We start from the raw sequence: 25,702 nt of genomic DNA on the forward strand, positions 1-25,702 counted from the left end.
CCCTCGAAAGCTGCCGCCAGCCGTATCGGAACCGGCCCGTACGACTGGGAACCACCGTTACGCTGCGCCGCGTGGTGAGTCGGGTGCTGACGGTGGCGCAGCGATGGCTGCTCGGGCTGATGATGGGGTGCTACGTCCTGGCCGGGGCTTTTCCCGGGCCCGGGGAAAGACTGCGGGGGCTGACGCTGCGGCTGCCCGTCGGCGGGGCGGTCTTCACCCTTCCGGCGTTGCTGCTGGCCGTGATGCTGGTGAATGCCGGACTCGGGGCGCGGGTCCGGGATCTGGGTACGGCGCTGAGGCGGCCGCTGCGGCTGGCCATGGGGGTGGTGGCGAACGCGCTGCTGCCCGCCGTTGTGCTTCCGGCCGTCGCCCTGTGCCTGCGGTCGTGGCCCGACCCGCGGGAGGTCGAGGCTCTGTTGGTCGGGCTCATGCTGGTCCTGGCCATGCCGATCGCGGGCGGGGCCGCCACCTGGGGGCAGCAGGCGGGCGGCAACGTTCCGCTGGCGGTCGCGATGGTGATGGGGTCGACGCTGCTCAGCCCGCTCACCGTCCCGCTCGGCCTGCGGCTGACCGGCTTCCTGGTCGGTCCCGGCGGCATGGGCGGCCTCGACGATACGGCCCGGCTGGACAAGCTGGCCGGTGCCGGGGTCGGCAAGTTCGCCCTGGCTTCCGTGGTGCTGCCCGCTCTCGTGGGGATCGTCCTGCGCACGCTGCTCGGGGAACGCCGGATCGCTCCGCTCATGCCATCGGTCAAGGCGGTGAACCTGGTGAACATCTTGCTGCTGTGCTACATCAACGCGGCGGGTGCCCTCGGGCGAGCAGTGGCCCACCCCGACCCGGACCTCTTCGTACTGGCCCTGGGCGTGTCAGGCGTGGTGTGCTGCCTCTCGTTCCTCCTCGGCCGGTGGATGTCCGTGTGGACGCGGTGTGAGAGTCCGGACAGCATCTCGCTCACCTTCGCCACCGGCATGAACAACAGCAGCGCGGCGGCGGTTCTGGCCGCCGTCTGGTTCTCCCACCGTCCGGAGGTGCTGCTGCCGGTCCTGTCCTACAGCCTTCTGCAGAAGGTCACGGCCGGAGCGTTGGGGGGTCGGCTGTCCTCCGACGGCGGGGTGGTCGACCGGTCCGCTCGGGAGGCCGGGCCCGTGCCGGCAGGAACGCGGGAAGGCCGCTGACGGGCACGGCCGGCATGCGCCCAGTGGCTCGCATCGGCCGCGCACCCTGGGAGCGTCAAGGTTGAGTCAATCAGTTGCGTAAGCGTGCAAGTATCACGCTATGCTGCTGGACGTTCGAAACGTTTGAGGCACCTCGTTCGGTGAGGCGTCTTCACGGACACAGGCCACTGACCCCACGACGTCGAGAGACGCCCAGGGTCAGGACAGGTCTCCCCGGCTTAAGGGGTGACCCCAAGTGGCTACCCTGTTCGAGGGATTACGCCGTGGAGTGCCAAAGCTCTGACGAGTCGGGGTGAGCCGACCCGCATCCGTCGAGGCCGGCTGGCTCCTTGCCGTGTCCGTCATGGCGCCCCCGTGCGCCCCGGCCGGGAGGAGGCGAGAGACATGGACGGCAGTAGTCACAGTCCGGGCCACAGGAGGCCCCGCATCCGAATGTCCTCGTTGACCTCCGGTACGCGGTAACGACCTTCCCTGCGCGCATTCCACGCGCCACGGCTTCGCAGCCGGCACCCGTGCGGCACCCTGCCGCTTCGGGTCGTCGCGCTGCCCGCTCGCAGGGGGGATCGCTGCTGCGTGCCCCAGACCCTCCCCCCGACGGGGGATCGGGAGGCTGTCATGACCGACCTCAGCACCACCGCCACCGCACCACCCGCTTCCGCATTGCGCACCGCAGTGCTCGACGACGCCCACGTCGGCGACATCCGCGGCGCCCTGGGCACCATCAAGCTGGACGACACGGCCCCGCGCCGGGGCCTGTCCGCCAAGCTCAAGACCCTCCTCGCCATCGTCGGCCCCGGCCTGATCGTGATGGTCGGCGACAATGACGCCGGCGCCTTCGGCACCTACAGCCAGGCCGGCCAGAACTACGGCACCAGCCTGCTGTGGACCCTCCTCCTGCTCATACCCGTCCTCTACGTCAACCAGGAAATGGTGCTGCGGCTCGGCGCGGTCACCGGGGTGGGGCACGCGCGGCTGATCCTGGAGAGGTTCGGAAAGTTCTGGGGCGCGTTCTCCGTCATCGACCTCTTCCTCCTCAACGCCCTCACGATCGTCACCGAGTTCATCGGCATCACCCTGGCCGTGGGGTACCTGGGGCTGCCGAAGGCGCCGAGCGTGCTGCTGGCGGCGGCGATCGTGGTGGTGGCCGCGTCGACCGGCTCCTTCCGCCGCTTCGAGCGCACAGCGATCCTCCTGTGCGCCGGCTCGCTGCTGCTGATCCCGGTCTACTTCATCGCGCACCCCTCGACGGGGCGGATGGCGCACGACTTCGTCGTCCCCGGCATGCCCCACGGCTCCCAGCTGTCGGACGTCATGCTGCTGATCATCGCGATCGTCGGCACGACGGTGGCCCCCTGGCAGCTGTTCTTCCAGCAGTCGTACGTCATCGACAAGCGCATCACCCCCCGCTTCATGCGCTACGAGAAGGCCGACCTGTGGCTCGGCATCGTCATCGTCGTCATCGGCGCCGCCGCCATGATGGGCTTCTGCGCCGCAGCCTTCGGCGGGCACGGCGAGTTCGGCCACTTCACCGATTCCGGTCACGTGGCGGCCGGGCTGGAGAAGTACGCGGGCAAGACCGCAGGTGTACTGTTCGCCGTCGCACTGCTCGACGCCTCGGTCATCGGCGCCTGTGCCGTCTCCCTCTCCACCGCCTACGCCATCGGCGACGTCATGGGCCTCAAGCACTCGCTCCACCGCGGCATCAAGGGCGCCAAGGGCTTCTACGCGGTCTTCGCCGGCCTGATCCTCACCGCCGCGATCATCGTGATCATCCCCGGCTCCCCACTCGGCCTGCTCACCGAAGGCGTACAGACCCTCGCCGGCGTCCTGCTGCCCTCCGCCTCGGTCTTCCTGCTCCTGCTCTGCAACGACAGGACCGTGCTCGGCCCATGGGTCAACGGACGCGCGATGAACGCCTTCACCTCCATCGTCGTCGCAGTCCTGGTCACCCTGTCCGTCATCCTGACCGCAGCCGTCCTCTTCCCTGGCATCACCTCCACCGCGATCCTCGACACCATGGCCGTCTGCGGCGTCGCCGGCATCCTCGCCCTCGGCTACGCCGAAACGCGCCGCCGCCGCAAGGGTTGGGCCCTGGCCGGCCCCGTCGACCGCATGGACAAGGAGAACTGGCGCATGCCACCGCTGGACCAACTGCCCCAACCCGTCATCTCCACCGGCCGCAAAGTCGGCCTGGCCGCCCTGCGCACCTACCTCCTGGCCGCGATGATCCTGGTGATCGTCCGCATCGTTCAGCTCGCCCTCGGCCACTGAACGTCCCCTGGCAGCGGCTGCCCCCCGTTCACCCGCAGCCCGGGGACGCAGGTGCAGGCAGGGGCCGCCCGGGGACCCCACCGTTGGTAACGGTTTCCGTTTTCATATAGCGTGGCGGCACGCACCCGACGACGGAGGTCCCGTTCCCATGGCCGTGCCCAAGCGGAAGATGTCCCGCTCCAACACCCGCCACCGCCGCGCCCAGTGGAAGGCGAGCACGCCCCACCTGGTGCCGGTCACCGTCGAGGGCTCCGTACACATGGTTCCGCAGCGCCTGGTGAAGGCGTACGAGCGCGGACTGCTGCGCCCGGAGGGCTGACGGCCATGGCTGATCACCGGCTGCCGGTGACCGTTCTCTCCGGCTTCCTCGGCGCGGGCAAGACGACCCTGCTCAACCACGTCCTCGCCAACCGCGACGGGCTGCGCGTCGCTGTGATCGTCAACGACATGAGCGAGATCAACATCGATGCCGCGCTGGTGCGGGGCGGAGAAGGCGCGCTGTCGCGGACCGAGGAGCGTCTGGTCGAGATGACCAACGGCTGCATCTGCTGCACCCTGCGGGACGATCTCCTCGAGGAGGTGGACCGGCTGGCCCGCGAAGGCCGCTTCGACTACCTGCTGATCGAGTCGAGCGGGATCTCCGAACCGATGCCCGTCGCCGCCACCTTCGCCTTCCCCCGGGACGATGGCGCGACGCTCGGCGACCTGGCCCGGCTCGACACTATGGTCACCGTCGTGGACGCCGCGAACTTCCTCCCCGAGCTCGCGGGCGGCGGCGGTCTGGCGGAACGCGGTCTCGACCAGTACGAGGACGACGAGCGGACGGTGAGCGATCTCCTCGTGGACCAGATCGAGTTCGCCGACGTCATCGTGGTCAACAAGCTCGACCTGGTGGACGCGGCGGACGCCGACCGGCTCCGGGCGGCGCTCGCCCGCCTCAATCCGGCCGCCCGCGTCGTGCCGGCCGAGCACGGCCGGGTGGACCCGTCGGCGATCCTCGGCACCGGCCTCTTCGACCTGGAGCGCGCCCAGCAGGCGCCCGGGTGGGTCAGGGAGCTCAACGGCGACCACACCCCCGAGACCGAGGAGTACGGCATCTCCTCGACGGTCTTCCGCGCCGGGAGGGCCTTCCATCCCGAGCGGCTGTGGAGGTTCGTCACCGAGGAACTCGACTCCGGTGCCTACGGCCAAGTGCTGCGTTCCAAGGGGTTCTTCTGGCTGGCCGGGCGTGACCGGGTGACCGGGCTGTGGTCGCAGGCCGGGGCCGTGGCCCGGTTCGAGCCCGCCGGCGCCCGCGAGCAGGGCGGGCCGGACGGGCAGGGGCAGGAAATCGTCTTCATCGGTACGGATTTGCGTCCTGAGGCACTGCGGCAGGCGCTGTCCGCCTGCCTCGTACGGCCGGACGAGTCGCAGACGTCATGGCCCGACCCCTTCCCCGCCTGGGACGCCCACGGCCTGGACGAGGACACCTGCGAGCACGACCACGGGCTGGAGACAGCCCGCGCTTAAGTGCCCGGGAACGAGGCCCGGACGTCAGCCGTCCCGCCAAGGTTCGCCCGGCGGGACGGCACTCGGCGTATCAACGCCGGCATTTGTCTCGTTGTAGTCCCTCGGCGCAGTGGGCGGTGCTCGGCTACCCGCCGCACTGGCACGGGCCGCCGGACTGGCATCCGCAGCTGCAGCCCGGACCGCAGGTGCAGCCTGCGCTGCACGTCGGGCCCGGAGTGTGAACGGTCATGTCAGCGCTCCTCCTTCGCTCATGCGGCTGTCTCATCGAGCGAACACCCGGCCGGTTCTTGACCGCAAGAGGGGGTACACGGGTAGCGGTCGCGAGAATGGAGAACCGGCCCCTCTCGTCGGATGCGCGTCGGCGGGCTGTGAGGTGGCGGTGGCCGCTCGATGTCGGAGTTACCTTCTGTCGCATGGCGTGGCACGGCGTGTTTCCAGCCGACTTCCGGCGACTTTCGTGAATCCCCGGCGCGGCTGACACTGGAAGGGCAGGCTCTCCCGTCGGACAGATCCGATCACGCGGGGGAGAAGGAAGGCTTTGCCATGCTGACCAGCGCGCACGCTTCTCACGCGAACCACACTCACCAGCACGGTGCGGAATGCGGGCACGTTGCCGTGCCCCACGGCGACCACGTGGACTACGTCCACGACGGGCACCGTCACGCCCGGCACGAGGAGCACTGGGACGACCACTGATCTTCAGCGTGTCTGTGCCTGATCTTCCTTCCGGCGGCAGTCCGGACAGCGGCCGGAGAGTTCGACGGCGTGCCGCACGTCGGCGAACCCGGAGGTCCGGGCGATCCGGGCCGCCCATTTCTCCACCGGGCCGGACTCGACGGGCAGGCTGAGGCCGCACTCGGTGCAGATCAGGTAGTGGCGGTGGTCGGGGCCGGTGCGGTGACGGAAGAGCCGCTCACCGTTGGTGTCGCGGAAGATGTCCGCACGGCCGGCCTCGGCCAGCGCGGTGAGGGTGCGGTAGACGGTGGACAGGCCGACGGACGAACCACCGGCCACGAGCCGCTTGTGCAGGGCCTGGGCGCTTACGAAGCCTTCCGCCACGACAAGGGCCCCCAGGACCACCGCACGCTGCTGTGTGGCGCGGCCGATCAGCGCCATATCGTGCACGGTGTCGTGCGTCGTTGTCGTTGCCTGCTGCATCATTGCCTGCTGCCGGTCGTCTGCCATCGCGGCGCTCCTCCGCTCAGCCTTCAGCCAGTACGCGGGGCGGGGCGCCGTATGAGGAAGGTGGCGGCGTAAACGGCAGTGGCCGTGGCCATGATGGCGAAGCTCGGCGGCATCCGCGGCACCGCGTACGAGGCGAACAATCCCGCCCACATCTCCGTCACCGCAAGGCCCACGGAGAGGGCAAGGGCACGATACGGGCGGTCGGTCAGCCGGATCGCGGCTCCGGCAGGGGCGGCGAGCAGGCCGAGCAGCAGCAGGGAGCCGACCGCCTGGGTGGCCTCGGCGGCACTGGCCCCGGCCACGGCCAGGAAGCCGTAGCCGAGCAGCCGGACCGGGACGCCACGCGCCGCGGCCACGGCTTCGTCCACCGTGGCGAACAGCAGCGGGCGGGCAGCCATCAGCACGACCAGGCAGACACCCGCGGCAAGCAGGGCCGCAGTGGTGGCGTGAGCCGCCGACATACCGAAGATCGAGCCGAACAGGACGCTGACACCCGCGGGGCCGTCGGCCGTGCTGCGGGAGGTGGTGTACAGGGTGACGAAGAACGCGCCCAGGCCGAGGACCCAGGAGAAGACGCTCCCTATGACGACGTCGTCCGGACGGGCCCGCCGGCCGAGCACGCCGAAGAGCAGCGCGACGGCGATCGTCGCGACGAACAGTCCCAGACGCAGGTCGCACCCGAACGCGAGGGCGGCCATGGCGCCGGTGAACGCGACGTGGCTCAGCGCGTCGGCGGTGAAGACCTGGGCGCGCAGCACGAGGAAGTAGCCGACCATGCCGCAGGCGGCCGCAACCAGCGTCCCGGCGAGGAGGGCGTGCTGGAAGAACGGCTGGGACAGGGCGGTCATGAGGCGCCCTCCTTGACCGGCCGGTCCGGCGAGGCCGCGCGCAGCGCACGCGTTCCCAGGGCGGCTCCCCAGGTGGCTCCCCGGGCGAGGACGTGTCCGGCGAAGGCGAAGGAGGTCACGAAGAACCCCAGCGGGTAGGGCGAGTAGTAGGCGGCGATCAGCCCGGCCCAGGTGGCCGCGAGGGCGAGCGCCACGGCCAGCGTCAGGCTCGCCGCCGGGCGGGCGGTGAGGGTCTGCGCGGTGGCGGCGGGGATCACCATCAGGACGAAGACCAACAGCGTGCCCGTGATCTGGCTCGCCTCGGCGGTCGCCGCCCCGACCAGCACGAGGAACGCGATGGACAGTCCCCGCACCGGAAGCCCACGCCCGCGGCGACTCTTGGGTCGACGGAGGCGAATAGCAGGGGTCGGCCGATGAAGGCCAGCACCGCGAGCACGGCGGCGCCCACGCAGAGCAGGACGGTCACCTGCGCGGCAGTGATGCCGAGGAACGTGCCGAAGAGGATCGTCTGCGGTCCCTGCAGCAGTCCCTTGTAGAGGACGGTGAAGAGGTACCCGCAGGCGAGGAGGAAGGCTTGGACGGTTCCCGTCAGCGCGGAGTTCTCACGGTCGCCGGTGTCGCGCAGGGCTGCGAGGATCAGGGCCGCGATGATGCAGAGGGTGAAGTAGCCGGAGACCGCGCCGGCTCCGAGGAGCACGGCACCGGCGGCGCCGGGGAAGGCGACGGCGGAGACGGTGTGCGCGGCGAAGGTCTGCCGTCGCAGCACCACGAACCACCCGACGACGGCGGAGACCACGGCCACGATCGCGCCCGCGCGGAAGGCGTTGACCATGAACGGGTACGACCACATCTGCTGGAGGTCGGCTACGAGGTTCCACGACCAGTGCGGGTCAGCCGGCATCATGACCGCCCACCGAGGAATCGGGCCGGCCGACCACGACGAGCCGTCCGTCCGATGCCCGCAGCACCTCGACCGGCGTGTCGTACAGTCCCGTCAGGGTCTCGGAATTGATCACGTCCTGCGGAGTGCCGGTGGCCGAGCCGCCCTCGGCGAGGTACACGACCCGGTCGAGGTGGTGCAGTATCGGATTCACGTCGTGCGCCACCATCACCACGGCCACACCCTCCTGATGGCAGATGCGTCCGATCAACGCGGCGACGCCGCCCTGGTGAGAGAGGTCGAGACTGTCCAACGGCTCGTCCAGCAGAAGAAGTCGCGGCCGGCGGACGAGCGCCTGCGCGATGAGAAGCCGCTGCTGTTCACCGCCGGAGCACTCCCCGACGGCCCGGTGGGCATAGGCGGTCGCCCCCACCAACTCGATGACCTGGGCGACGCGTTCGCGGGCGGCTCGGCGGTGCGGGCCGGGAAGGGGCAGCGGCACGCCCCAGCGGTCGCCGTCCAGGCCCAGGCGGACCACGTCGATGCCGCGGATCCGCATCGAGGCGTCGAAGCTGCGGCGCTGCGGCAGATAGCCGATGCGATCGCCGGTCCGACCGGGCCGGGCCCCCAGGACGCGCACCTCGCCCGCCGCGACCGGCATCGCCCCGAGCACCGCCCTGACCAGGCTGGACTTACCGACGCCGTTCGGGCCGAGGACGGCGATGAACTCCCCTGTCCCGACAGTGAGGTTCACCCCTGACCAGAGGGTGCGGCCGCCCACCCGCACGGCGGTGTCACGCAGCTCGAGTACGGGTTCGGCCGCTTGCCGAGGGCCGGGGATCCGGGCCCCGGCAGCCCCCGCCGGCGGCTCCATGGCCTCGATCATCGCCCGGTGGCCTTGGCCAGGGCCTCTGCGATGCCCTGGAGCTGGGTGGTCTGCCACTGCTGGAAGGTGATGTTGCCCGGGGTCGGCGTCTCCGTCACGGTGGCCACCGGAATGCCCGCCTCCTTGGCCTCCTTGACCTGTGCCTGCACATCCGGCGTGGAGTTCTGGCTGTTGTAGACGTAGATCTTGATCTGCTTGTTCTTGATCTGGTCGTCGATGGTGGCCTTGTCCTTGGCCGTGGGGTCGGTGCCCTCGCTCATGGCGTCGAGGAACGTCCCGGGGGTGAGCGTCTTCAGCCCGAGCCCCTCGGCGAGCGGGGTGACGATGGACTCCGAGGCACCGATCGGCGTGCCCGCGTACTTGCTCTTCATCTCCGATATGAGCTTGGTGTACGGGGCGAGATCCTTGGTCTCGTATGCGGTCCTGCGCCGGTCGAAGTAGGCGGCGTCGGCCGGGTCGGCCTTCTTGTAGTCGTCGGTGATCTTCTCGATGACCTTGTGGACGTCGTCCGGGGAGTACCAGCGGTGCGGGTTGCCGCCCTCCTTGACGCCGACGAGGTCGCCGACCTTGAGCTCGGCGCGCCCGCTCGCGGGGTTCGCGGCGAGGAGCTTGTCGGCCCAGGCGTCGTAGCCGATGCCGTTGACGATCGCGTACCGGGCGCCGGCGACGGCACGGGCGTCGGCGGCCTTGGGCTCGTAGTCGTGCGGGTCGGTGTCGGGGTTCCTGATGATGCTGGTGACGTGGACGTGGTCGCCGCCGAGCTGAGCGGCGATGCTGCCCCAGAAGTTCTCCGCCGCCACCACCTCGATCTTCCTGCCCGCACCGGAGCCGCTCGTAGCCGACGTGCTGCCGCCTGCCTTCCCGTCGGAGGAGGACGAAGTCGAACAGGCGGTGGCGGTCGCGGCCGTCAGGACCGCCAGGGCGGTGACGACGGCGGCCCGTGCGGGTGGCCGGGGAGATCGGAAAATGGCGGCAGCGGGCATGGGGGGCTCCTTCGGGTGGTGCCGGTGGCCCTGTGACCGTTCCGGCGGGCGTGGCTCACCCAGAAGGTGAATGAAAATGATTGTCGTATTAACTTAGGGGGGGAGTCATTACCGTGATTTGGCAGGAGTGCGACCATCCGGGCCGGACCATCTGCCAGTTGGGCGGCTCACCCTTGGGCGGGGCCGGGGTGTGCACGACCGAGCCGCCCCCCGACCTGCCGGTCGACGTCCCTCCGCCGGAGCTTGACGCCTTGGCTGCCCAGACCGGGGCAGGAGAACGGCCCGCCGACCGCTATTACGGGGACGCTGACGGCGCCCGGATGGGCGGTCGAGTAACGGCGGCGCACAGCCTCGTCGGATTGGCCTCGACCTTCTGCGAGCCGACGCAGGAGTGGGTCCCGGAGAGTTGACCTGCTGGGTAATCGGCACGGCGGGGCCGTGCTGAAGAAGACGTCAGACGGCACGGCCCCGCGCACATTCCAGCATGACGTCATTCCCCCGGAACTGTCTTCCCTCAGTTCCTCGGGCCAGAGGTTCCGTTGGTCAAGGAGAGCAAGTGGCCGACGGTGCGGGGCGTTGCGGGGCGAGAGGCTTTGCCGGCGGTGCGGCTCACCTCCCTTCCGGTCGCCGCGGATGGTGATAGCGCAGTCATCGGAAACGGGACTGGACGGCGGTGTATTGCTCGCCGTGTTGCCGGCGGCGGTCGACTCGGCCTGCGCCTGCTCGCAGACCTTTGGTGTCACGAGGCGGAGGGGTGGTGGCGGAGTCGGTGAGTGGCGCGTGATCTTCAGTACGCGCCTGCTTTTGCCGCGCACTGCGGAGTGTTGTTGCATAGGTATTGCAGGTGAGAATCCGCCCCGCCTACGGTGTGCCGTCTTCGGTAGCCGAAGGAGAGGAGCCCCCTGCGATGACCAGCAGCTCTTCCACCATCCCGGACATACGGGCACCCCGGTGGCGCCAGGCAGTCGTGGGGATATCCGGCCGTGAGTGGCGGCACCTGGCCGGCATGGCTGCAGCGATCCTCGCCCTGCACCTGATCGGCTGGTGCACGCTGATCGCCCTGGTGGTGCCGGAGCGCTACAGCCTGGGGGCGAAGTCCTTCGGGATCGGCGTCGGGGTGACCGCATACACGCTCGGCATGCGGCATGCCTTCGACGCCGACCACATCGCGGCGATCGACAACACCACCCGCAAGCTGATGCACTCCGGCCGACGGCCGCTGTCGGTGGGCTTCTGGTTCTCCCTCGGTCACTCCAGCGTCGTCTTCGCCCTGGCCTTCCTGCTCGCCCTGGGGGTCAAGAGCCTGGCCGGGCCGGTGGTGAACGACGACTCGCCGCTGCACAACGTCACCGGCTGGATCGGGACCGCCGTCTCCGGCACCTTCCTCTACGTCATTGCCGCCATCAACCTGGTCGTCCTCGCCGGGATCTGGAAGGTTTTCCGGCGGATGCGCGCCGGCCAATTCGACGAGGCGGCGCTGGAGGAGCAGCTGAACAACCGTGGATTCATGAACCGCCTCCTCGGACGGGTGATGAAGTCCCTCACCAGCCCGTGGCAGATGTACCCCATCGGTCTGTTGTTCGGCCTGGGCTTCGACACGGCCACCGAAGTCGCCCTCCTCGTCCTCGCCGGCTCCGGCGCCGCTTCCGGCCTGCCCTGGTACGCCATCCTGTGCCTGCCCGTCCTCTTCGCGGCGGGCATGTCGCTGCTGGACACCATCGACGGCACCTTCATGAATTTCGCCTACGGCTGGGCGTTCTCCAAGCCCGTCCGCAAGGTCTACTACAACCTCACTGTTACCGGCCTGTCGGTGGCTGTCGCCTTCCTCATCGGCACCGTCGAGCTCCTCGCCCTGATCGCCGACAAGGCCGGCCTCCACGGTGCCTTCTGGGACTGGATCGGCGGTCTCGACCTCAACGCGATCGGCTTCGCTCTCGTCGCCCTGTTCGTTGCGACCTGGGCCGTCGCCCTGATCGTGTGGAAGGTCGCCCGCGTCGAGGAGAAGTGGAGCACTCCCGTACGGCCCAGCGAGCCCACCACGGACTGACCGAGCGGACCCACCAGCCGCCCGTCGCGAAGCTTCTTGCGCATGGTGTGCAGGTACGATGAGGGTGCAAGAAGTGCCGGAGGGGGCCGGGAGGCAGTGTGGGGAAGGCTGCAGACGGGGGTCAGGAGGCGGCGGCCACGCTGCCGCCTGTGTCGCTCCTCCGTGCGGGTGCCGGAATCCTTGCTCAGGCACTGGCCGTACGCGAGGTGTACGAGAACGTCTTCACCGCGCCGACCTGGGAGGAACCGCACGGGGCCGGCGACGCCTTCCTCGACCGCCTGGCACGGGACACCGAACGTCCCGGGTTCGACGCCGTTCTCGCCGTTGACGGCACCCGCGTGCTGGGATTCGCGACCACCTGGATCACCCCCGACCCCTTCCCTGCCGGACGCTGCTACCCCCAGGTCGCCGCCATGCTCGGCTCCAGGCGTGCCAGGAAGTGGCTCTGCGGCGGCCGGGAAGTCGACGAACTGGCCGTGCACTCCGAAGCGCGCGGCCGCGGGATCGGCGCGGCCCTGCTCGCCGCAGCAGCCGCTCCAGCCGCGGACGGCCGATGCTGGCTCCTCACGTCCGCGCGGGCAACGGCCGCCGTCGGCTTCTACCGGCGCCTCGGCTGGCGCCAGGCCACTCACCCCGCGCCCGGAGGCGCGGGCGCCGTCGTCTTCCTCAACCCGGCCCACCCCGCGGTACGAAGCCGCGAACTGCGCTGACTCCTCGAAATGCGACGGCGTCGGCAGTTGCTGCAGGATCAGGCAGCTCCGAGGAGTGAGCGCGCCGGACCGCCGCGCAACCTGGAGACGATCGGGGTGACCGTGCGACGGGCGATCGCCACGATGGCCGCTCCGAGGACGATGCCGACGAGGGCTCCCACGAGGACGTCGTGGGGGTAGTGGGCGCCGACGTAGACGCGTGAGGCGGCCATCAGGATCGCCGCCGGCCAGGCGAGAGCGGCGAGGCGCCGGTCGACCAGCAGGAGCCCGGCCGCCACGGCGAAGGCGACGGTGGTGTGGTTGCTCGGGAAGGCGTAGTCGTTCGCCGGCGGGCACGCCTCGATGAGGAAGTCGTGCGGCAGGGCCCGGCAGGGGCGCGCCTCCTGGAAGAGGGATTTGACGCCGTCGTCGACGAGGTAGGCGATGACGACGGCGACCGGAGTGGCCAGGGCGGCAGCCATGGTGCGTGCGTCACGGGGGCGGGCCAGCCACCAGCCGGCCAGCAGGAGCAGGCCGAAGAGGGCGACGCCGTACGTCGTGTAGAGCGACACCGCGTCGTTGAGCCAGTGAGTCCGGTGCGCGAAGTCGGTGACGTCGGTGTAGAGGCCGCCGTCTATCGCGGCCCCGTCGAGGCCGGGCGCGCCGGAAGCGGTCGTCATCGTCTGCGAGTTCCCATCGTGCGGAGGGTGCGGTCCCGCGTGGTCGCGGTCCGACGGCATGCGTCGGGGGTGCGGACACCCGTCGGGTGACTACACGCCGATAGACGATAGCGGCGGTGGGGTGGTTCCGTGCGCCCGGGCCGGGTGAGGGCGATCAGTGAGCGACTTCGCCCTGGGCGACTTCGATCTTGTGGTGGAAGCCGATGGCGCCTGTCGCCGACGCGCAGACGGAGGTGGTGGCGCACGCGGCCAGGAGTACGGCGACCCACGGGGCGGCCCGGCGGCGGTGAGGCGCCGGGGCGGCGAGGAGGGCGGCGACGCGGCGCGGGACGGGGCCGGTCGTCGCCGCCGGTGCGACGGCCGGCCGCTCGGGGTGGTGGGCGCCCGAGGCGAGGGCCGCGCGGGCGATGGCGCGGGCGGTCAGGCGCCGGTCGCCGACGGCGGCGGCAGCGGCTTCGTCGGCGGCGCGCTCGGCTGTGTACCGGGTCGCGTCACGGACGGCGCGCAGGGCCGGGTGGCAGTGTGCGGCCAGTTCGGCGGCGGCCAGGAAGAGGTGATGGCGGTAGGCGTTGTGGGCGCGCTCGTGGGCGAAGAGGACCTCGCGTTCGGCCGCGTCGAGGCTGCGGATCATCGCGGTGGTGATCACGATGCGGCCGGGCCTGCCGGGCAGGGCGTAGGCGTCCGGGTACGGCGAGTCGACGACGCACAGGTCCCCCGCCACCGGCCGGCGGCGGACTTCGGCGTGGGCGGCCCGCAGCGTCCTGGCCTGGCGGACGGCGGAGCGGATCAGCGCCCAGGCTCCGACGGCGATCAGGCCGACCGCGGCGGCGGCCGAGGGCACGGCGACGGCGTCCCAAGGGGTGCGCAGGGGGTGGGCGAGCTCCCCGAGCGATGCGAAGAGGGGCAGTTTCAGCAGGCCCGTGACGACCAGGGCGCCCAGAGCGATCACCGAGCCGCCGGCCAGCGCGAGCGCGGCGAGGGTCAGCACCCACACCGCAGGAGCGGGGGCGAGCCGCCGCGCGGTGCGCTCCGCCAGCGCCGGCGCGATGAAGGGCAGCAGGAGGGGGAGCAGGAGGAGGGCGGTCATCGGTCTTCCGGTTCCAGGAGGTCCCTCAGGAACTGCTCGTCGTCGGGGCTGAGCCGGGCGACGAAGCGGGCCAGAACGGTTTCGCGGTCGGCGTCCCGTTCGAGTTCGCTGTGCATGCGCAGGGCCGTGAGGCCGGGGGCGTCCTGGACGGGGAAGTAGGCGTAGCCGCGGCCCTGCCGCAAGCGTCCGGCTATGCCTTTGTCGTACAGGCGCGCCAAGGTCGTGGTCACGGTCGTGCGAGCCGGGTCGTGGGGGAGGGCCGCCTGAACCTCGGCCGGGGTCAGGGGGGTGCCTGCTGCCCACAGGACGGCCAGGACGCTGGCCTCGAGCTCGCCCGCCGGCCGCCGTTCGTCCTTCGCGTTCGTCATGGGAACGTCCCTCACCCCGCTGTCGTCTACACACCGGTAGACCGTCTATATGCTTGTAGTCAGTCGGGGTGCCGTGCAGGCCGCCCGCTCCCTCATTATGAAAGGGCACGCGACGATGTCCGCACCCCTGCTCGCGACGGCGTCCCCGCTCGCCGTCAACGTCCTGGACGCCCAGTCGCTTCTCGGAGCCTTCGGCGTGCTCGGGGTCGGCGTGGTGCTGTTCGCCGAGACGGGCCTGCTGGTCGGATTCTTCCTGCCCGGTGACTCCCTGCTCTTCACCGCCGGCCTGCTGTGCACCAGCTCCTCGGCCACCGGCGTGCACCTGTCGCTGGCGCCGCTGCTGATCATGGCCGTCGCCGGGACGCTGACAGGCTCGCAGTGCGGCTACCTGATCGGCAGGAAGGCCGGTGGCACCCTGCTCGCCCGCAGTCGCTCCGCCCGGCTCCACGAGGGGGCGCAACGGGCGGAGGAGCTGCTGGGCCGGTACGGGTTCGCCAAGGCGATCGTGCTGGCCCGGTTCGTGCCCGTCGTGCGCACCGTCCTCAACCCCATGGCCGGGGCCCTCGGAGTCCCGGCGCGCTCGTTCACGCTCTGGCAGGTGGCCGGCGGGGTGCTGTGGACGGTGGGTCTCACCCTGGGCGGCTATGCGCTGGGCTCGTCCATTCCCAACGTCGACCACTACCTCCTTCCCGTCGTCGCCCTGATCGTCGCGCTGTCGCTCCTGCCGCTCCTGACCGAGGTCCTTCGCTCACGTCGCGCCGCGGCCGGGCGGCGGAGCGGGGCGGGCGAGTGACGGGGCGCCGCACAGCGACTGTGGTGGGCCTCACGGCCCTGGCCGGCTTCGCGTCGCTGGCCGGCATCGTCATCGCACGGGGTGGCGCCCCTCTGGCGGGGGACGGCCCCCTGCTCTCGTGGGCTGTCGGTCACCGCCCGGTCACGGCGGTGACCGCGATACGGAGACTGACCGATACCGGGACAGGCGCGGTCCCCTACGTGCTGGCCGCCCTGGCGGGTGTCATCGCGGGGCGTACGAAGCGCCAGAAGGTGTACGCGGCCACCGCGAGCCTGCTGTGCCTGGGCGTGGGGCAGCTCCTGCGACGGGCGGTGCTGTACCTGATCGGCCGGTCCCGCCCGCCGGCCGCGGAGTGGGCGACGCACGCCTCAGGGTGGTCGTTCCCCTCCGGCCACGCCACCACGGCGGCCCTCACGGCCGCGCTGCTGATCACGGCCGTACTCCTGCGCTCGCCCCCTGGCCGCTTCCTCATCGCGACGGTCGTCGGATGCTGGGGTGTCGCGGTCGGACTGACGCGCGTCTACCTTGGGGTCCACTGGTTCAGCGACGTCGTCGGTGGCTGGCTCTTCGCTCTCACCTGGTATGCGGCGTGCGCTGTGGCGGCCGCCCGGTGGGTCCCTACGCTGACCGCCCCACATGCAAGGGCGGTCCGGGCCCGGGGGGGCGACGCGCCTCCTCGCGCGAACGTCTGAAGGAGCGGCGTGCAGCACACCATCCTGGTCGTGGAGGACGACCACGCCTTGCGGGACGCGCTATTGCGCGGCCTGCGCGAGGAGGGCTTCGCGACCCTGGCGGCACAGGACGGTGCCGGCGCGTTGCGGCTGGCCGGCGGTGCCGTCGACGCGGTCGTTCTGGACGTCGGACTGCCCGATGCGGACGGGCGTGACGTGTGCCAGGCGATGCGGGCCAACGGATTGCTCCTCCCGGTCATTTTCCTGACCGCCCATCACGGGCTGACGGACCGTCTCGGTGGGTTCTCCGCCGGCGGCGACGACTACCTGACCAAGCCCTTCCACCTCGCGGAACTGGCCGCCCGGCTGCGAGTCGCCCTCAAGAGAGCAGGGCGAGCCGCTCCGGCCCCGGCCGGGGACCTGGCGCTCGACCCAGCGCGGCACACGATGACCGTACGCGGCCGCGACACCGCCCTCACCCCCACCGAGTTCCGGCTCCTGGCCCTGCTGACGGCCTCCTGCGGGGACATCGTGCGCAGGCGCGAGCTGGTCCGGACGGGCTGGCCCCACGGTGCCCAGGTCAGCGAGAACACCCTGGACCAGTATCTGAGCCGGCTGCGACGCAAGCTACGGGAAGCGGGCAGCGACCTGACCATCCGTACCGCCAGGGGAATCGGGCACCGGCTGGCATGAAGGCGTTCCTGCGGGCCATGTGGCCCTGCACCTTGCGCGGCCGTCTCTCACTGGTGGCACTCACGACGGCCGCGCTGGTGATGGTGGTCCTCACCGTGATGTTCAACACCGTCGTACGCGACCACCTGCAGCGCCAGGCCGACGACGAGCTGCGCACCCGCGCGGAGGCCGTGGCCACGACCGTGGACACGAGCAGCGACACCGTACGGGTGCGGGAGACGGCGGACGACACACTCCTCGACACGAACGTGTGGATCTATGCCGGCCCGCGGCTGCTCGAACACCCCGCCTCTGCTCAGGCAGGCGGCAGCCTCTCCGTGACCGCCGCCCGCCTCGCCGCGCGCGGGACCCGGTGGTGCACCACTTTCGAAGGCAAGGGCCCCGTCCGCCTGTGCTCACGTCCCGTCGGCAAGACCCCTGCCGGCACGGCACCGGGCGCCGTCGTCGTCACCGCCCTGGACCTCTCCCCCTACCGGGCCTGGGCCGACACTCTGCTCCTCGCCTCCCTTGCCCTGGGCACGGCGGTCCTCGCCTGCACCTACCTCCTCACCCGGCTCGCGGTCGGACGGGCTCTGGACCCGGTGCGGGTCATGACCGGCCAGGCCACCCGGTGGAGCGCCGCCGCCTCCGGCGAACGCTTCGGCGCCACCGCCCGCCCCGTCGAACTGGCACAGCTGGGTGCCTCCCTGGACGGACTCCTGGACCGCATCCGCGCGGTGCTGCGCCACGAACAGCTGCTCACCGGCGAGCTGTCACACGAACTGCGCACTCCGCTCGCGTGTATCACCGCCGAACTGGACTGGTGGCACGCCCGGCCGCGGTCGGCCGAGGAGACCCGGGCCATGCACGCCAGACTCGCGGAGGCCGCCCGGCGGATGCGGACGATCTGCGACACCCTTCTCGAGGAGGCGCGGGACAGTTCCCGGACCGTCTCCGGCATCACCACAGTCCTGCCGGTCCTGCGGCACCTCGCCGCCGAAGCCCCCGCCGCAGGCACGGCCACCGTGACGGTCAGCTGCCCCGAGACGCTGATGGCCGGCGTTCCCGCCGGCTTGCTGGAACGGATCGTCAGCCCCCTTCTCGACAATGCGTTGCGCTACGCCCTCTCTCGCGTCCTCGTCAAGGCGGAGCAGTGCCCCGAGGGCAGCGTGCGCGTCGAGCTTGTCGACGACGGCCCGGGCGTCCCGGAGTCCTTCACCGGTCAGCTGTTCAAGCCGGGCCGCCGCGCCGACCCCGGCGACGGCCACGGCGGAGCAGGACTCGGGCTGCCGCTCGCGCGACGCCTGGCCCGCTCCGCCGGCGGCGATGTGCGTCACGACGCCCGGCCCGCCCCGGGCGCCGTGTTCGTGATCAGTCTTCCCGCGGCGTGAGACGTTCGCGGTCGATCACGTCGCGGCCCGTCACCGTCAGGAACACCACCAGGCCGGCGATGACGGCCAGGAACAGCCCGCTGGTGGCCACCGTGCCCAGTCCCAGGCCGCCGTCGGCGGTCGGCTGGGACAGGTAGTCGCCGACCGAGGCTCCCAGCGGCCGGGTCAGGACGTAGGCGATCCAGAAGCCCCACACCGCGTCCAGGCCCAGGGCGAAGTGCGCCACCGCGACAGCCGCGATCGCCGAGGCGAACAGAGCGGCCGAGAGCCAGTACCCCAGATCCATGCGCTCGGCGACCAGGTCCCCCGCCGCAGTGCCCAGGGCGAAGGTGAACAAGACCGCCAGCCAGTAGAAGCCCTCCCGCCGAGCGCTGTCCACGTGATGGATGGACAAGGTCCGCTCGCTGCGGTACCACACGGCGAACACTCCGAGGAGCGCGAGGGCGAACGCCCCGGTGCTGGCCTCCAACGGCACACCCAGGTTGTCGGTCAGGTTGTCGGTGATCAGCGTGCCGACGACGCTGACGAGGGCCACGACGAGCCAGTAGAGACCGGGACGGTAGGCACGGGCCCTGAACTGCGCCACAAGCGCCGCCACCAGGAGCGCGCTCATCAGCAGCGACACACCGGTCAGCCCCAGGCCCATCCGGCCGTTGAGCAGATCCGCGGCGGTCTCACCGACCGTCGTGCACAGCACTTTGATCACCCAGAAGCAGAGCGTGACTTCGGGGACCTTGTTCAACAGCAGACGACGGCCGGCAGTCGTGCCGCGGGCGCCGGCCGCTGCCGGCGCCTCGGCGGCTTCGGAGATCTCAGGGGTCATGGCGCAGACCATGCCATCGCCAACCTGAACGCATCCTGACCAAAAGGGCCCGGCGCGATACCGCATGGCCGGGTTCCGGTACGCCACGCTTCGTGCGCCTGTTCATCCGCGAGAGTGGTGCTGCACCGCCGGCTCATGTCCTGGGTCAGGACCGGTGGGTGCGGGACTCTGCTGCTGTGGAGGACGCATGAAGGCGGTGGTGGCAGCCGTGGCGAGGATCAACACGGCTGCGGCAGGCGTTCCGGGCACCTTGCCGCGCGGGCCCACCGCTGCCCCGTCTCGCGGCCTGACTCATCCGACCTGCCGGCCGGTCACGTCGCCGCCCGGGTCGTCGGCCAGCACCACAGTCGCCTTGATCCGCTTGCCCACCGGCTCGCGGTGCATCTCGAAACTCCGGCAGACGGCCATCACGATCTCCAGCCCGTGCTGGCCCACCCGCCCGGGGTCGGTCGGTCTGGCGGCCGGCAACACCGGATCGCTGTCCCACACCGTCACCTCCACGGCACCGTCACTGACCTCCAGCGTCAGTAGACACGGCCCTGGAGCGTATTTCCGGGCGTTCGTCACCAGCTCGCTCACCACCAGCTGGACCATGCCCATCGCACGGCCCGACACCGGAAGCCCGTGCACCGCCTGCACATCCGCCAGGAAGGACCGGGCCAGGGCACGGGCCTCGGCGATCTCCTCGCTGCCCCCGAACGCAGCGGACACCGAGAGCAGCCCCCTGATCAGAAGCTTCTCGTCCTCGCCCTCTTCGGTCTGGTCCATGCGGGCCCCGTCTCATACCCCGAGCATCACACCTGATGCACACCGTTTGCCCCCGTACACGGACCGCAGGCGCACACAAACGGGTGATCAATGAATCGGTCAAAATTGCATCGCGGCCGGTCCGTCAGGCCGGGACAGGCACTCCATGATCGTGGGACGCCCTCCCCAATGACGGTGGGAGAGTTCTTCCCTTCAAGTAACAGCGTGTAGGGGGCGGTATGGGCAGGATTCCTCCGCTGACGGGCGTCAAGGAACTCGTGACCGTGCTGGACGGGCTCGTCGGGCGGCCTGTGGGCCGGCGGGTGCTGCCGGCGGTCGTCCTCGAAGGGAACCACGAGCGGGGCGCCGCTTTCGTCACCGGTTACCGTGACCGGCTGCGTGACGCGAGCGGGGCAGCGCTGGCTCCGCATGCGCTGCTCGGGGAGGCGCTTGTGGAGCAGGCGCAGCGGTCCGTCGAGCCCGACGTCGTGCTGCTCGACGAGCTGACCCGGCAGCTGGAACAGACCATGCCTGCGGCCGCCGGTGCGGCGCGCGCCCAGCGCCGTACGCTGGCCGAGAAGCTCTGCGTGGCCTGGGAGTAGGACATGCCCGGTCTGAAGGGGCTGCGGTCCTTCATCAGCACGGCATCTCTCGCCCATGGGGCAGGGAGCCGGTTGTGCCGGGTACCTGGGCGGGAGCCGAGACCCAGGCCGGTAACCTGCGGTTATGACCGAGGTCCAGATTGCGACACCACGCGACGCCTACGAAATGCTGCTGGCGGGCAACCAGCGGTTCGTGACGGGTACGCCGGAGCACCCGAACCAGGATGCCGCTCGCCGCACCGAGGTGGCGCCGGCCCAGAGCCCTTTCGCCGTACTCTTCGGCTGCTCCGACTCGCGCCTGGCGGCCGAGATCATCTTCGACCGTGGGCTGGGCGATCTGTTCGTCGTGCGCACCGCCGGGCACGTCATGGGGCCGGAGGTGCTGGGCAGCATCGAGTACGGGGTGAGCGTGCTCGGCGCGCCCCTGGTCGTGGTGCTCGGCCACGACGCGTGCGGCGCGGTCGCGGCGACCCGCTCCGCCGTTGAGGACGGCACGACGGCCGGCGGCTACGTGCGGGATGTGATCGAACGGGTGACGCCGAGCGTGCTGGCAGTCCGCGCCGCCGGGCGCACGGAAGACCAGGACTTCATTGCCGAACACATACGGCACACCGTCGACCTGCTGCTGGACCGCTCCCGTGTCCTCGCGGAGGCGGTGGACGCCAGGCGCGCCGCGGTGGTGGGGCTGTCATACCGGCTGGCTGACGGGACCGCTCAGCTGGTGACCGTCCGCGGCCTCGACGACGTAGCGGCCGACCTGGCCTCGTGACGGGGCGGAGCTCAGCGTTCCCGAAGACCGGGTACGACCGTGCGGAGCTGGTCGGCGCCGATCGCGCCCGCTCGCAGCAGGACGGGAACGTCGCTGCTGACGTCCACGATCGAAGACGGCACGGCGGCCGGCGTGGGGCCCGCGTCCAGGTAGACGGCCACGGCATCGCCCAGCATGCGCTGGGCGGCGTCGCAGTCCTGCGGCGAGGGGTGCCCGGTCAGGTTGGCGCTGGAGACGGCGAGTGGCCCGGTGGCGGCGAGCAGGTCAAGGGCGACCGGATGCGCGGGCATGCGCACGGCCACCGTGCCGTGGGTCTCGCCGAGGTCCCATTCCAGCGACGGCTTGTGGCGCGCGACGACGGTCAGCCCGCCTGGCCAGAAGGCGTCCACCAACTGCCTCGCCTGCTCCGGCAGGTCGTCGACCAGGCCCTCCAGGTCACCGGGGGAGCCGACGAGCACGGGCGAGGGCATGTTCCGCCCTCGCCCCTTGGCATCCAGCAGGCGCCTGACCGCCGCCGGGCTGAAGGCTTCCGCGCCCACTCCGTAGACCGTGTCGGTGGGCAGCACGACAAGCTTCCCGCCGCGCGCGGCATCTGCTGCTTCGCGCAGTCCGGCGGCGCGCTCGGACGCATCCGAGCAGCTGAAACGACGCGCCATCTTTGTTCTCCAGCCGAGCGGGCACCGCCCCGCACTCACCATCAGGTTCGATCCGCCGCCAAGACGGCGGCGGTGGTCAGCCTACTCGGTTCCGTCCGCCCGCTGCTGCCCACTGCGGCCGTGACCGCCGTCGCCGTCTGATGAACATGTTCGAGCGGTAGCGGGGGACCGTCCGAAAGAGGCAGTTGCCGGTTCGGACAGGCCTTGTCGAAGCCGGAATCGGCCTCGTGGCCGCGCTGCCTGCTGGCGAAGGGTGCGCGCTGTTTACGCGCTCGTTCAAGTAGTCTCGTCGTTCCTGGGGATGTGGCTAGTGTGGACGGGCAACCCGTTCGACCGCATGCACTGGGCGGTTCCATGGCCGCATAAGGACTGCAAGGCACTGGCTCGCAGGACAGCAGCGGAGTCGAACTGCTGGCTGAGCTGGTCAAGGCGGGCTTCGCCCCGCGGTCCCCCCCCGCAAGCCTGCGCGAGGCCACCTGGGGCGACCTCGCGTAGTGGGCCGAGGAAGCGGTCCGCAACCCGCGGTTGGGTCGTCTACCGGAGCGACACCTCCAGATGCCGGCCGAAGTCCAGCGGCGGCTCCGCGCACTCATGCCGGAGCGGGACCGCGCCACGCTTCTGTTCGAGCTCGGACCGACCGGTTCCCGGCACTAGTAGTGCTTTGTTAGGTGGCCCTTGTCGTGGTGGGTGGGCGGTAGTTCGCTGGCTGTATGAGGGCTGGGGAGCTTGCCGCGGTGCGGGGCCGGTTAGAGGAGTTCGTGTCGGATGTGTTCGCGCCGTTGGTGCGGCGGGATCAGCGGGCGAAGGGCGGGTTGTATCTGCGGGGGCTGCTGCTGGACGGCCGCAGGAAGTCGATGCAGCCGATGGCTGAGCGGCTTGGTGTCGATCATCAGCAGCTGCAGCAGTTCATGACGTCTTCGACCTGGCAGGTCGAGCAGGTGCGGGCCCGGCTGGCGTGGAGGGCTGTGGCCGTGGTCCGGCCGCAGGTATGGGTGGTGGACGACACCGGTTTCCCCAAGGACGGCCGTTTCTCGCCCGGGGTCGCCCGGCAGTACTCCGGCACTTTGGGCAAGGTCGGCAACTGCCAGATCGGTGTCAGCGTCCATGCCGCCTCCGGGGAGGCCTCGTGCCCGCTGTCCTGGCGCCTGTTCCTGCCCGCTGCCTGGGACGGTCCCGACGCGCAGGTCCGCAGGCAGGCCTGCCGGATCCCCGGCAGCGAGCGTCACCGGGCCAAGTGGCAGCTGGCCCTGGACATGCTCGACGAACTCGCCGGCTGCGGGCTGCGGCCTGCTGTCCTGGTCGCGGACACCGGCTACGGCGCGAACGCCGATTTCCGTCACGGTCTGGACGAACGCGGCCTGGCCTGGGTACTCCAGGTCAAGGGCGAGATGACCGCCCACGGCCAGGACGCGGTGCCGCACCAGCCTGAATACGGCGGGCTCGGCCCCAGGCCACTGCCCCGCTATCGCACCCGGCCGGTGTCATTGCGCGAGCATGTGCTGGCCGCAGGTCGCAGCCGTGGGCGGACCGTGACCTGGCGCAAGGGATCGAAAGCGGCAATGAGCTCGCATTTCGTGTTCCTGCGCGTCCGGCTCGCGGGCCGTCGCCCGAAGCCGGCTGCCGACGGCACCATCCCCTTGTCCTGGCTGATCGCCCAATGGCCCGAGGGCGAAAGCGAACCAGTGAAGTACTGGATCTCGAACCTGCCGGCCGACCTCCCCGCCAAGGATCTGATCCGTCTGGCGAAAGCCCGGTGGCGGATCGAGCATGACTACCGCGAGCTGAAAACAGCCCTGGGCCTGGACCACTTCGAGGGCCGCTCGTTCGCCGGCTGGCACCGGCACGTCACCCTCGTCACTGCCGCCCATCTGTTCCTGACCGAACAGCGGACACACCCAAAAGCCCCTGCCAGGGCCTGACCCTCTACCAGGCCCTGGACCTCCTCCAGCAGCTCATCGCCACCTGGACCGGAACCTGCCCCACCTGCCGACAGACCGTCCCATGGCAGCCCTACGACACCACCTAACAAAGCACTACTAGGCCATGTCTCTCCGATCATGAGCGGAGCCAGATGATCGCGAAGGTCACGGTGCCTGGGAACGCGTGGCCTCGCTTGTCATAGCGGGTCGCCACGGTTCGGAAGCCCTTGAGCTTGTTGATAGCCCGCTCGACGACGTTGCGTTGCTTGTACCACTTTTTGTCGAAGCCGGGAGGCCGGCCGCCGTGCGAGCCGCGCTTGATGCGGTTGAGCGCCTGGTCGACCTTCTCGGGAATGATGTGCCCGATACCTCGTTTGCGCAGGTAGGCCAGCGTGCGGGGGTTGCTGTACGCCTTATCGGCGCTGACGCTGTTCGGGCGGGAGCGGGGCCGCCCGGCACCGATGCGTGGGACGCGGATCTTCTCCACGACCGGCTCAAACCGGGTGCAGTCGGCCCGCTGTTCGGGTGTGACCACCAGGGACAGCGGGCGACACCGGCCGTCGGCGCTCAGGTGGACCTTGGTGATGAACCCGCCGCGCGAGCGGCTCAGGTCCTCACCTGCAGCACCACCTCCGCCAGGTGGCCGAGCAGGCCCGCCCACGCCGGATCGATCAGATGTTCCGCCGCCATCGCCCCTTTTGGGATGACGGGCGCGGGGCCTTGCGGGCACCGGCAGCGTGCTGGTGGGCGCGGATCACCGTCGAGTCGACCGAGACGTCCCAGTCGATAGAGCCCTCGGCATCCGCGACGGCCTGGACCTGCTGCAGGAGCCGCTCCCAGGTGCCGTCCGCAGACCACAGCAGATGCCTCTTGTGCACAGTCTTCCAGGGGCCGAGCCTCTCGGGCAGGTCACGCCACTGCACCCCGGTCCGCACCCGGTGCAGAACCCCGTTGATCACCTGTCGGTGATCCCGCCACCTGCTCGTCCGGTGCTCACCGGCAGAAGCGACTCCAAGCGAGCCCACTCCTCGTCCGTCAGATCACCGTGACCAGCCATACCAGGCCAACGAGTCGGGTGATCGGAGAAGCATGGCCTGGGCCGAGGTGGTTCACCGCCCCGTCGGGGCCCATGCGGCAAGTTCGTTGCCACCCGGCTCCCGGAAGTGGAAGCGCCTGCCGCCGGGGAAGTCGAAGGCCTCGACCGTGATGGTGCCGCCCGCCTTGAGGACCGCGCTTCGTGTCGCCTCCAGATCGTTCACCTGGATTACGGCGAGCGGCCCGGCCGGGGCTTCTGAGTGGTCCTGTTGGAAGCCGAGGCTGACTCCGCCGCCGCAGTCCACATCGGTGTACTCCGGGCCGTACGGCGTCCCCGCCCAGCCGAAGACGGACCCGAAGAACTCTGCGGATTCCCGAGCCGAGGTGGTGGGGAACTCGACCATCGTGAAGCTGTTCATGTCCTCGATCATAGGAAGGGCTGTTGGGGCCGTGTCAGTACACCTGGTGACAGTTCCGGGCCGTAGCCGCCCGCTATGACAAGCACGGCTAACGCCCGTCCGGCACGGTCACACAGCCGCACTGCTCATCTGGCCCTGCTCATGTTCGAAGAGACATGACCTAGCCGAGCACCTTCAGCACGCGCCGCCGACAGGACCGCGTGGCGATTTCGTGCTGCGGGGGAGTGGTACCGGTTGTCGGGAAGCTCCTATAGATCGTCAAGTGGTCTGTGGGAGCGGTTCAGTGCGGGTCATGTGAGGTAGGTGGCGGTAGATCTCGCGGGCGACGAACCGTTTGAGGCAGCGGACGATGTCCTTCTTGACCATGCCTTCGGCGGTTCGTCGTGCGACGTAGTCCTGGGTGCGCTGGTCGTATTTCATGCGGACCAGGACGATGGTGTGCAGAGCGTTGTTGGCTGCTCGGTCGCCTCCGCGGTTCAGCCGGTGGCGGTTGGTGCGGCCGGAGGAAGCTGGGTCCGGTGCGGCTCCGCAGAGGTGGGCGAAGGCGGCTTCGGAACGGAGGCGCTCGGGGTTGTCCCCGATGGGACCTTTGGCCGG

General features: G+C 70.4%; 24 protein-coding genes, 4 pseudogenes and 1 riboswitch. Of the genes and pseudogenes, 14 read left to right on the forward strand and 14 right to left on the reverse strand.

What is annotated here, in order from left to right:
• Window positions 1–71: 71 nt before the first annotated feature.
• From IE305_RS02990 to IE305_RS03010, 5 genes and pseudogenes are all read left to right on the forward strand, one after another.
• Complete coding sequence (locus IE305_RS02990) at window positions 72–1,175, forward strand: bile acid:sodium symporter family protein (protein WP_190127759.1); 1,104 nt, start codon at window positions 72–74, stop codon at window positions 1,173–1,175.
• A gap of 125 nt (window positions 1,176–1,300) precedes the next feature.
• Window positions 1,301–1,474, forward strand: a riboswitch (M-box (ykoK) riboswitch).
• A gap of 316 nt (window positions 1,475–1,790) precedes the next feature.
• Entirely contained in the window at window positions 1,791–3,446 is a 1,656-nt protein-coding gene (locus tag IE305_RS02995; protein WP_190127760.1) for an NRAMP family divalent metal transporter, read from the forward strand.
• Window positions 3,447–3,594: 148 nt separating this feature from the next.
• Complete coding sequence (rpmF, locus tag IE305_RS03000; RefSeq protein WP_190127761.1) at window positions 3,595–3,765, forward strand: 50S ribosomal protein L32; 171 nt, start codon at window positions 3,595–3,597, stop codon at window positions 3,763–3,765.
• A gap of 5 nt (window positions 3,766–3,770) precedes the next feature.
• Complete coding sequence (locus IE305_RS03005; protein ID WP_190127762.1) at window positions 3,771–4,955, forward strand: GTP-binding protein; 1,185 nt, start codon at window positions 3,771–3,773, stop codon at window positions 4,953–4,955.
• A 513-nt stretch (window positions 4,956–5,468) separates the two neighbouring features.
• Window positions 5,469–5,651, forward strand: a pseudogene (locus IE305_RS03010) (hypothetical protein); the annotation flags it as partial.
• A 3-nt stretch (window positions 5,652–5,654) separates the two neighbouring features.
• On the opposite strand, the gene IE305_RS03015 reads toward IE305_RS03010, so the two are convergent.
• The 5 genes and pseudogenes from IE305_RS03015 to IE305_RS03035 form a co-directional block, all read right to left on the reverse strand.
• Window positions 5,655–6,140 carry a Fur family transcriptional regulator gene (locus IE305_RS03015; RefSeq protein WP_229890459.1) on the reverse strand — a complete coding sequence of 162 codons (486 nt, stop codon included), beginning with the start codon at window positions 6,138–6,140 and terminating at the stop codon, window positions 5,655–5,657.
• Between the two features lie 23 nt (window positions 6,141–6,163).
• On the reverse strand, window positions 6,164–6,988 hold the full coding sequence (locus IE305_RS03020) for a metal ABC transporter permease (RefSeq protein ID WP_190127764.1): 825 nt from the start codon (window positions 6,986–6,988) through the stop codon (window positions 6,164–6,166).
• Window positions 6,985–7,892: pseudogene (locus tag IE305_RS03025) on the reverse strand (metal ABC transporter permease). The gene IE305_RS03020 and the pseudogene IE305_RS03025 overlap by 4 nt, the downstream one beginning before the upstream one ends.
• Window positions 7,879–8,742 (reverse strand): metal ABC transporter ATP-binding protein, encoded by an 864-nt coding sequence (locus IE305_RS03030; RefSeq protein ID WP_190127765.1) that lies wholly within the window; start codon window positions 8,740–8,742, stop codon window positions 7,879–7,881. Before IE305_RS03030 ends, IE305_RS03025 begins: the two are co-directional and overlap by 14 nt.
• An 8-nt stretch (window positions 8,743–8,750) precedes the next feature.
• On the reverse strand, window positions 8,751–9,737 hold the full coding sequence (locus IE305_RS03035) for a metal ABC transporter solute-binding protein, Zn/Mn family (RefSeq protein ID WP_190127766.1): 987 nt from the start codon (window positions 9,735–9,737) through the stop codon (window positions 8,751–8,753).
• Between the two features lie 907 nt (window positions 9,738–10,644).
• On the opposite strand from IE305_RS03035, the gene nicT reads away from it, so the two are divergent.
• Window positions 10,645–11,784, forward strand: coding sequence for a Nickel transporter NicT (nicT, locus tag IE305_RS03040; RefSeq protein ID WP_190127767.1), 1,140 nt, complete (start codon window positions 10,645–10,647; stop codon window positions 11,782–11,784).
• A 149-nt stretch (window positions 11,785–11,933) separates the two neighbouring features.
• Window positions 11,934–12,494 (forward strand): GNAT family N-acetyltransferase, encoded by a 561-nt coding sequence (locus IE305_RS03045; RefSeq protein ID WP_190127768.1) that lies wholly within the window; start codon window positions 11,934–11,936, stop codon window positions 12,492–12,494.
• A gap of 38 nt (window positions 12,495–12,532) precedes the next feature.
• On the opposite strand, the gene IE305_RS03050 is transcribed toward IE305_RS03045, so the two are convergent.
• From IE305_RS03050 to IE305_RS03060, 3 genes are all read right to left on the reverse strand, one after another.
• Window positions 12,533–13,153 (reverse strand): phosphatase PAP2 family protein, encoded by a 621-nt coding sequence (locus tag IE305_RS03050; protein ID WP_190127769.1) that lies wholly within the window; start codon window positions 13,151–13,153, stop codon window positions 12,533–12,535.
• Between the two features lie 154 nt (window positions 13,154–13,307).
• A complete protein-coding gene (locus tag IE305_RS03055) occupies window positions 13,308–14,240 on the reverse strand; it encodes a M48 family metalloprotease (RefSeq protein ID WP_190127770.1) in 933 nt (310 codons plus the stop codon).
• The gene (locus IE305_RS03060; protein ID WP_190127771.1) at window positions 14,237–14,608 is read right to left on the reverse strand and encodes a BlaI/MecI/CopY family transcriptional regulator; all 372 of its coding nucleotides are present in this window, start codon (window positions 14,606–14,608) and stop codon (window positions 14,237–14,239) included. Before IE305_RS03060 ends, IE305_RS03055 begins: the two co-directional genes overlap by 4 nt.
• A gap of 115 nt (window positions 14,609–14,723) precedes the next feature.
• Between IE305_RS03060 and IE305_RS03065 the strand changes: the two genes are divergently transcribed.
• The 4 genes from IE305_RS03065 to IE305_RS03080 are packed head-to-tail and all read left to right on the forward strand — an operon-like array spanning window position 14,724 to window position 18,135.
• Complete coding sequence (locus IE305_RS03065; RefSeq protein ID WP_229890465.1) at window positions 14,724–15,401, forward strand: DedA family protein; 678 nt, start codon at window positions 14,724–14,726, stop codon at window positions 15,399–15,401.
• A gap of 23 nt (window positions 15,402–15,424) precedes the next feature.
• Complete coding sequence (locus IE305_RS03070) at window positions 15,425–16,093, forward strand: phosphatase PAP2 family protein (protein WP_229890467.1); 669 nt, start codon at window positions 15,425–15,427, stop codon at window positions 16,091–16,093.
• A 9-nt stretch (window positions 16,094–16,102) separates the two neighbouring features.
• Window positions 16,103–16,765 carry a response regulator transcription factor gene (locus IE305_RS03075; protein WP_190127774.1) on the forward strand — a complete coding sequence of 221 codons (663 nt, stop codon included), beginning with the start codon at window positions 16,103–16,105 and terminating at the stop codon, window positions 16,763–16,765.
• On the forward strand, window positions 16,762–18,135 hold the full coding sequence (locus tag IE305_RS03080) for a sensor histidine kinase (protein WP_190127775.1): 1,374 nt from the start codon (window positions 16,762–16,764) through the stop codon (window positions 18,133–18,135). Before IE305_RS03075 ends, IE305_RS03080 begins: the two co-directional genes overlap by 4 nt.
• On the opposite strand, the gene IE305_RS03085 is transcribed toward IE305_RS03080, so the two are convergent.
• Window positions 18,116–18,958, reverse strand: a complete 843-nt coding sequence (locus IE305_RS03085) for a COG4705 family protein (protein ID WP_190127776.1) — start codon at window positions 18,956–18,958, stop codon at window positions 18,116–18,118. The genes IE305_RS03080 and IE305_RS03085 overlap by 20 nt on opposite strands.
• 291 nt (window positions 18,959–19,249) lie before the next feature.
• Window positions 19,250–19,726, reverse strand: a complete 477-nt coding sequence (locus tag IE305_RS03090) for an ATP-binding protein (RefSeq protein ID WP_190127777.1) — start codon at window positions 19,724–19,726, stop codon at window positions 19,250–19,252.
• A gap of 218 nt (window positions 19,727–19,944) precedes the next feature.
• Between IE305_RS03090 and IE305_RS03095 the strand changes: the two genes are divergently transcribed.
• Together IE305_RS03095 and IE305_RS03100 are read left to right on the forward strand one after the other, a co-directional pair.
• The gene (locus IE305_RS03095; protein WP_190127778.1) at window positions 19,945–20,307 is read left to right on the forward strand and encodes a hypothetical protein; all 363 of its coding nucleotides are present in this window, start codon (window positions 19,945–19,947) and stop codon (window positions 20,305–20,307) included.
• 124 nt (window positions 20,308–20,431) lie between these two features.
• Window positions 20,432–21,076 carry a carbonic anhydrase gene (locus IE305_RS03100; RefSeq protein WP_190127779.1) on the forward strand — a complete coding sequence of 215 codons (645 nt, stop codon included), beginning with the start codon at window positions 20,432–20,434 and terminating at the stop codon, window positions 21,074–21,076.
• 11 nt (window positions 21,077–21,087) lie between these two features.
• Here IE305_RS03100 and IE305_RS03105 read toward each other — a convergent pair whose 3' ends face one another.
• Complete coding sequence (locus IE305_RS03105; protein ID WP_190127780.1) at window positions 21,088–21,732, reverse strand: L-threonylcarbamoyladenylate synthase; 645 nt, start codon at window positions 21,730–21,732, stop codon at window positions 21,088–21,090.
• A 710-nt stretch (window positions 21,733–22,442) separates the two neighbouring features.
• Between IE305_RS03105 and IE305_RS03110 the strand changes: the two genes are divergently transcribed.
• Window positions 22,443–23,651, forward strand: a complete 1,209-nt coding sequence (locus IE305_RS03110) for an IS701 family transposase (RefSeq protein WP_190113413.1) — start codon at window positions 22,443–22,445, stop codon at window positions 23,649–23,651.
• A gap of 136 nt (window positions 23,652–23,787) precedes the next feature.
• Here the strand turns inward: IE305_RS03110 and IE305_RS03115 are convergent.
• The 3 genes and pseudogenes from IE305_RS03115 to IE305_RS03125 all read right to left on the reverse strand — a co-directional run.
• Window positions 23,788–24,708: pseudogene (locus IE305_RS03115) on the reverse strand (IS5 family transposase).
• 52 nt (window positions 24,709–24,760) lie between these two features.
• The gene (locus IE305_RS03120) at window positions 24,761–25,117 is read right to left on the reverse strand and encodes a VOC family protein (protein WP_229890469.1); all 357 of its coding nucleotides are present in this window, start codon (window positions 25,115–25,117) and stop codon (window positions 24,761–24,763) included.
• Between the two features lie 246 nt (window positions 25,118–25,363).
• Window positions 25,364–25,684, reverse strand: a pseudogene (locus IE305_RS03125) (transposase); the annotation flags it as partial.
• Window positions 25,685–25,702 lie beyond the last annotated feature (18 nt).

It is taken from the genome of Streptomyces mashuensis, assembly GCF_014654785.1.
GTDB classification, from domain to species: domain Bacteria; phylum Actinomycetota; class Actinomycetes; order Streptomycetales; family Streptomycetaceae; genus Streptomyces; species Streptomyces mashuensis.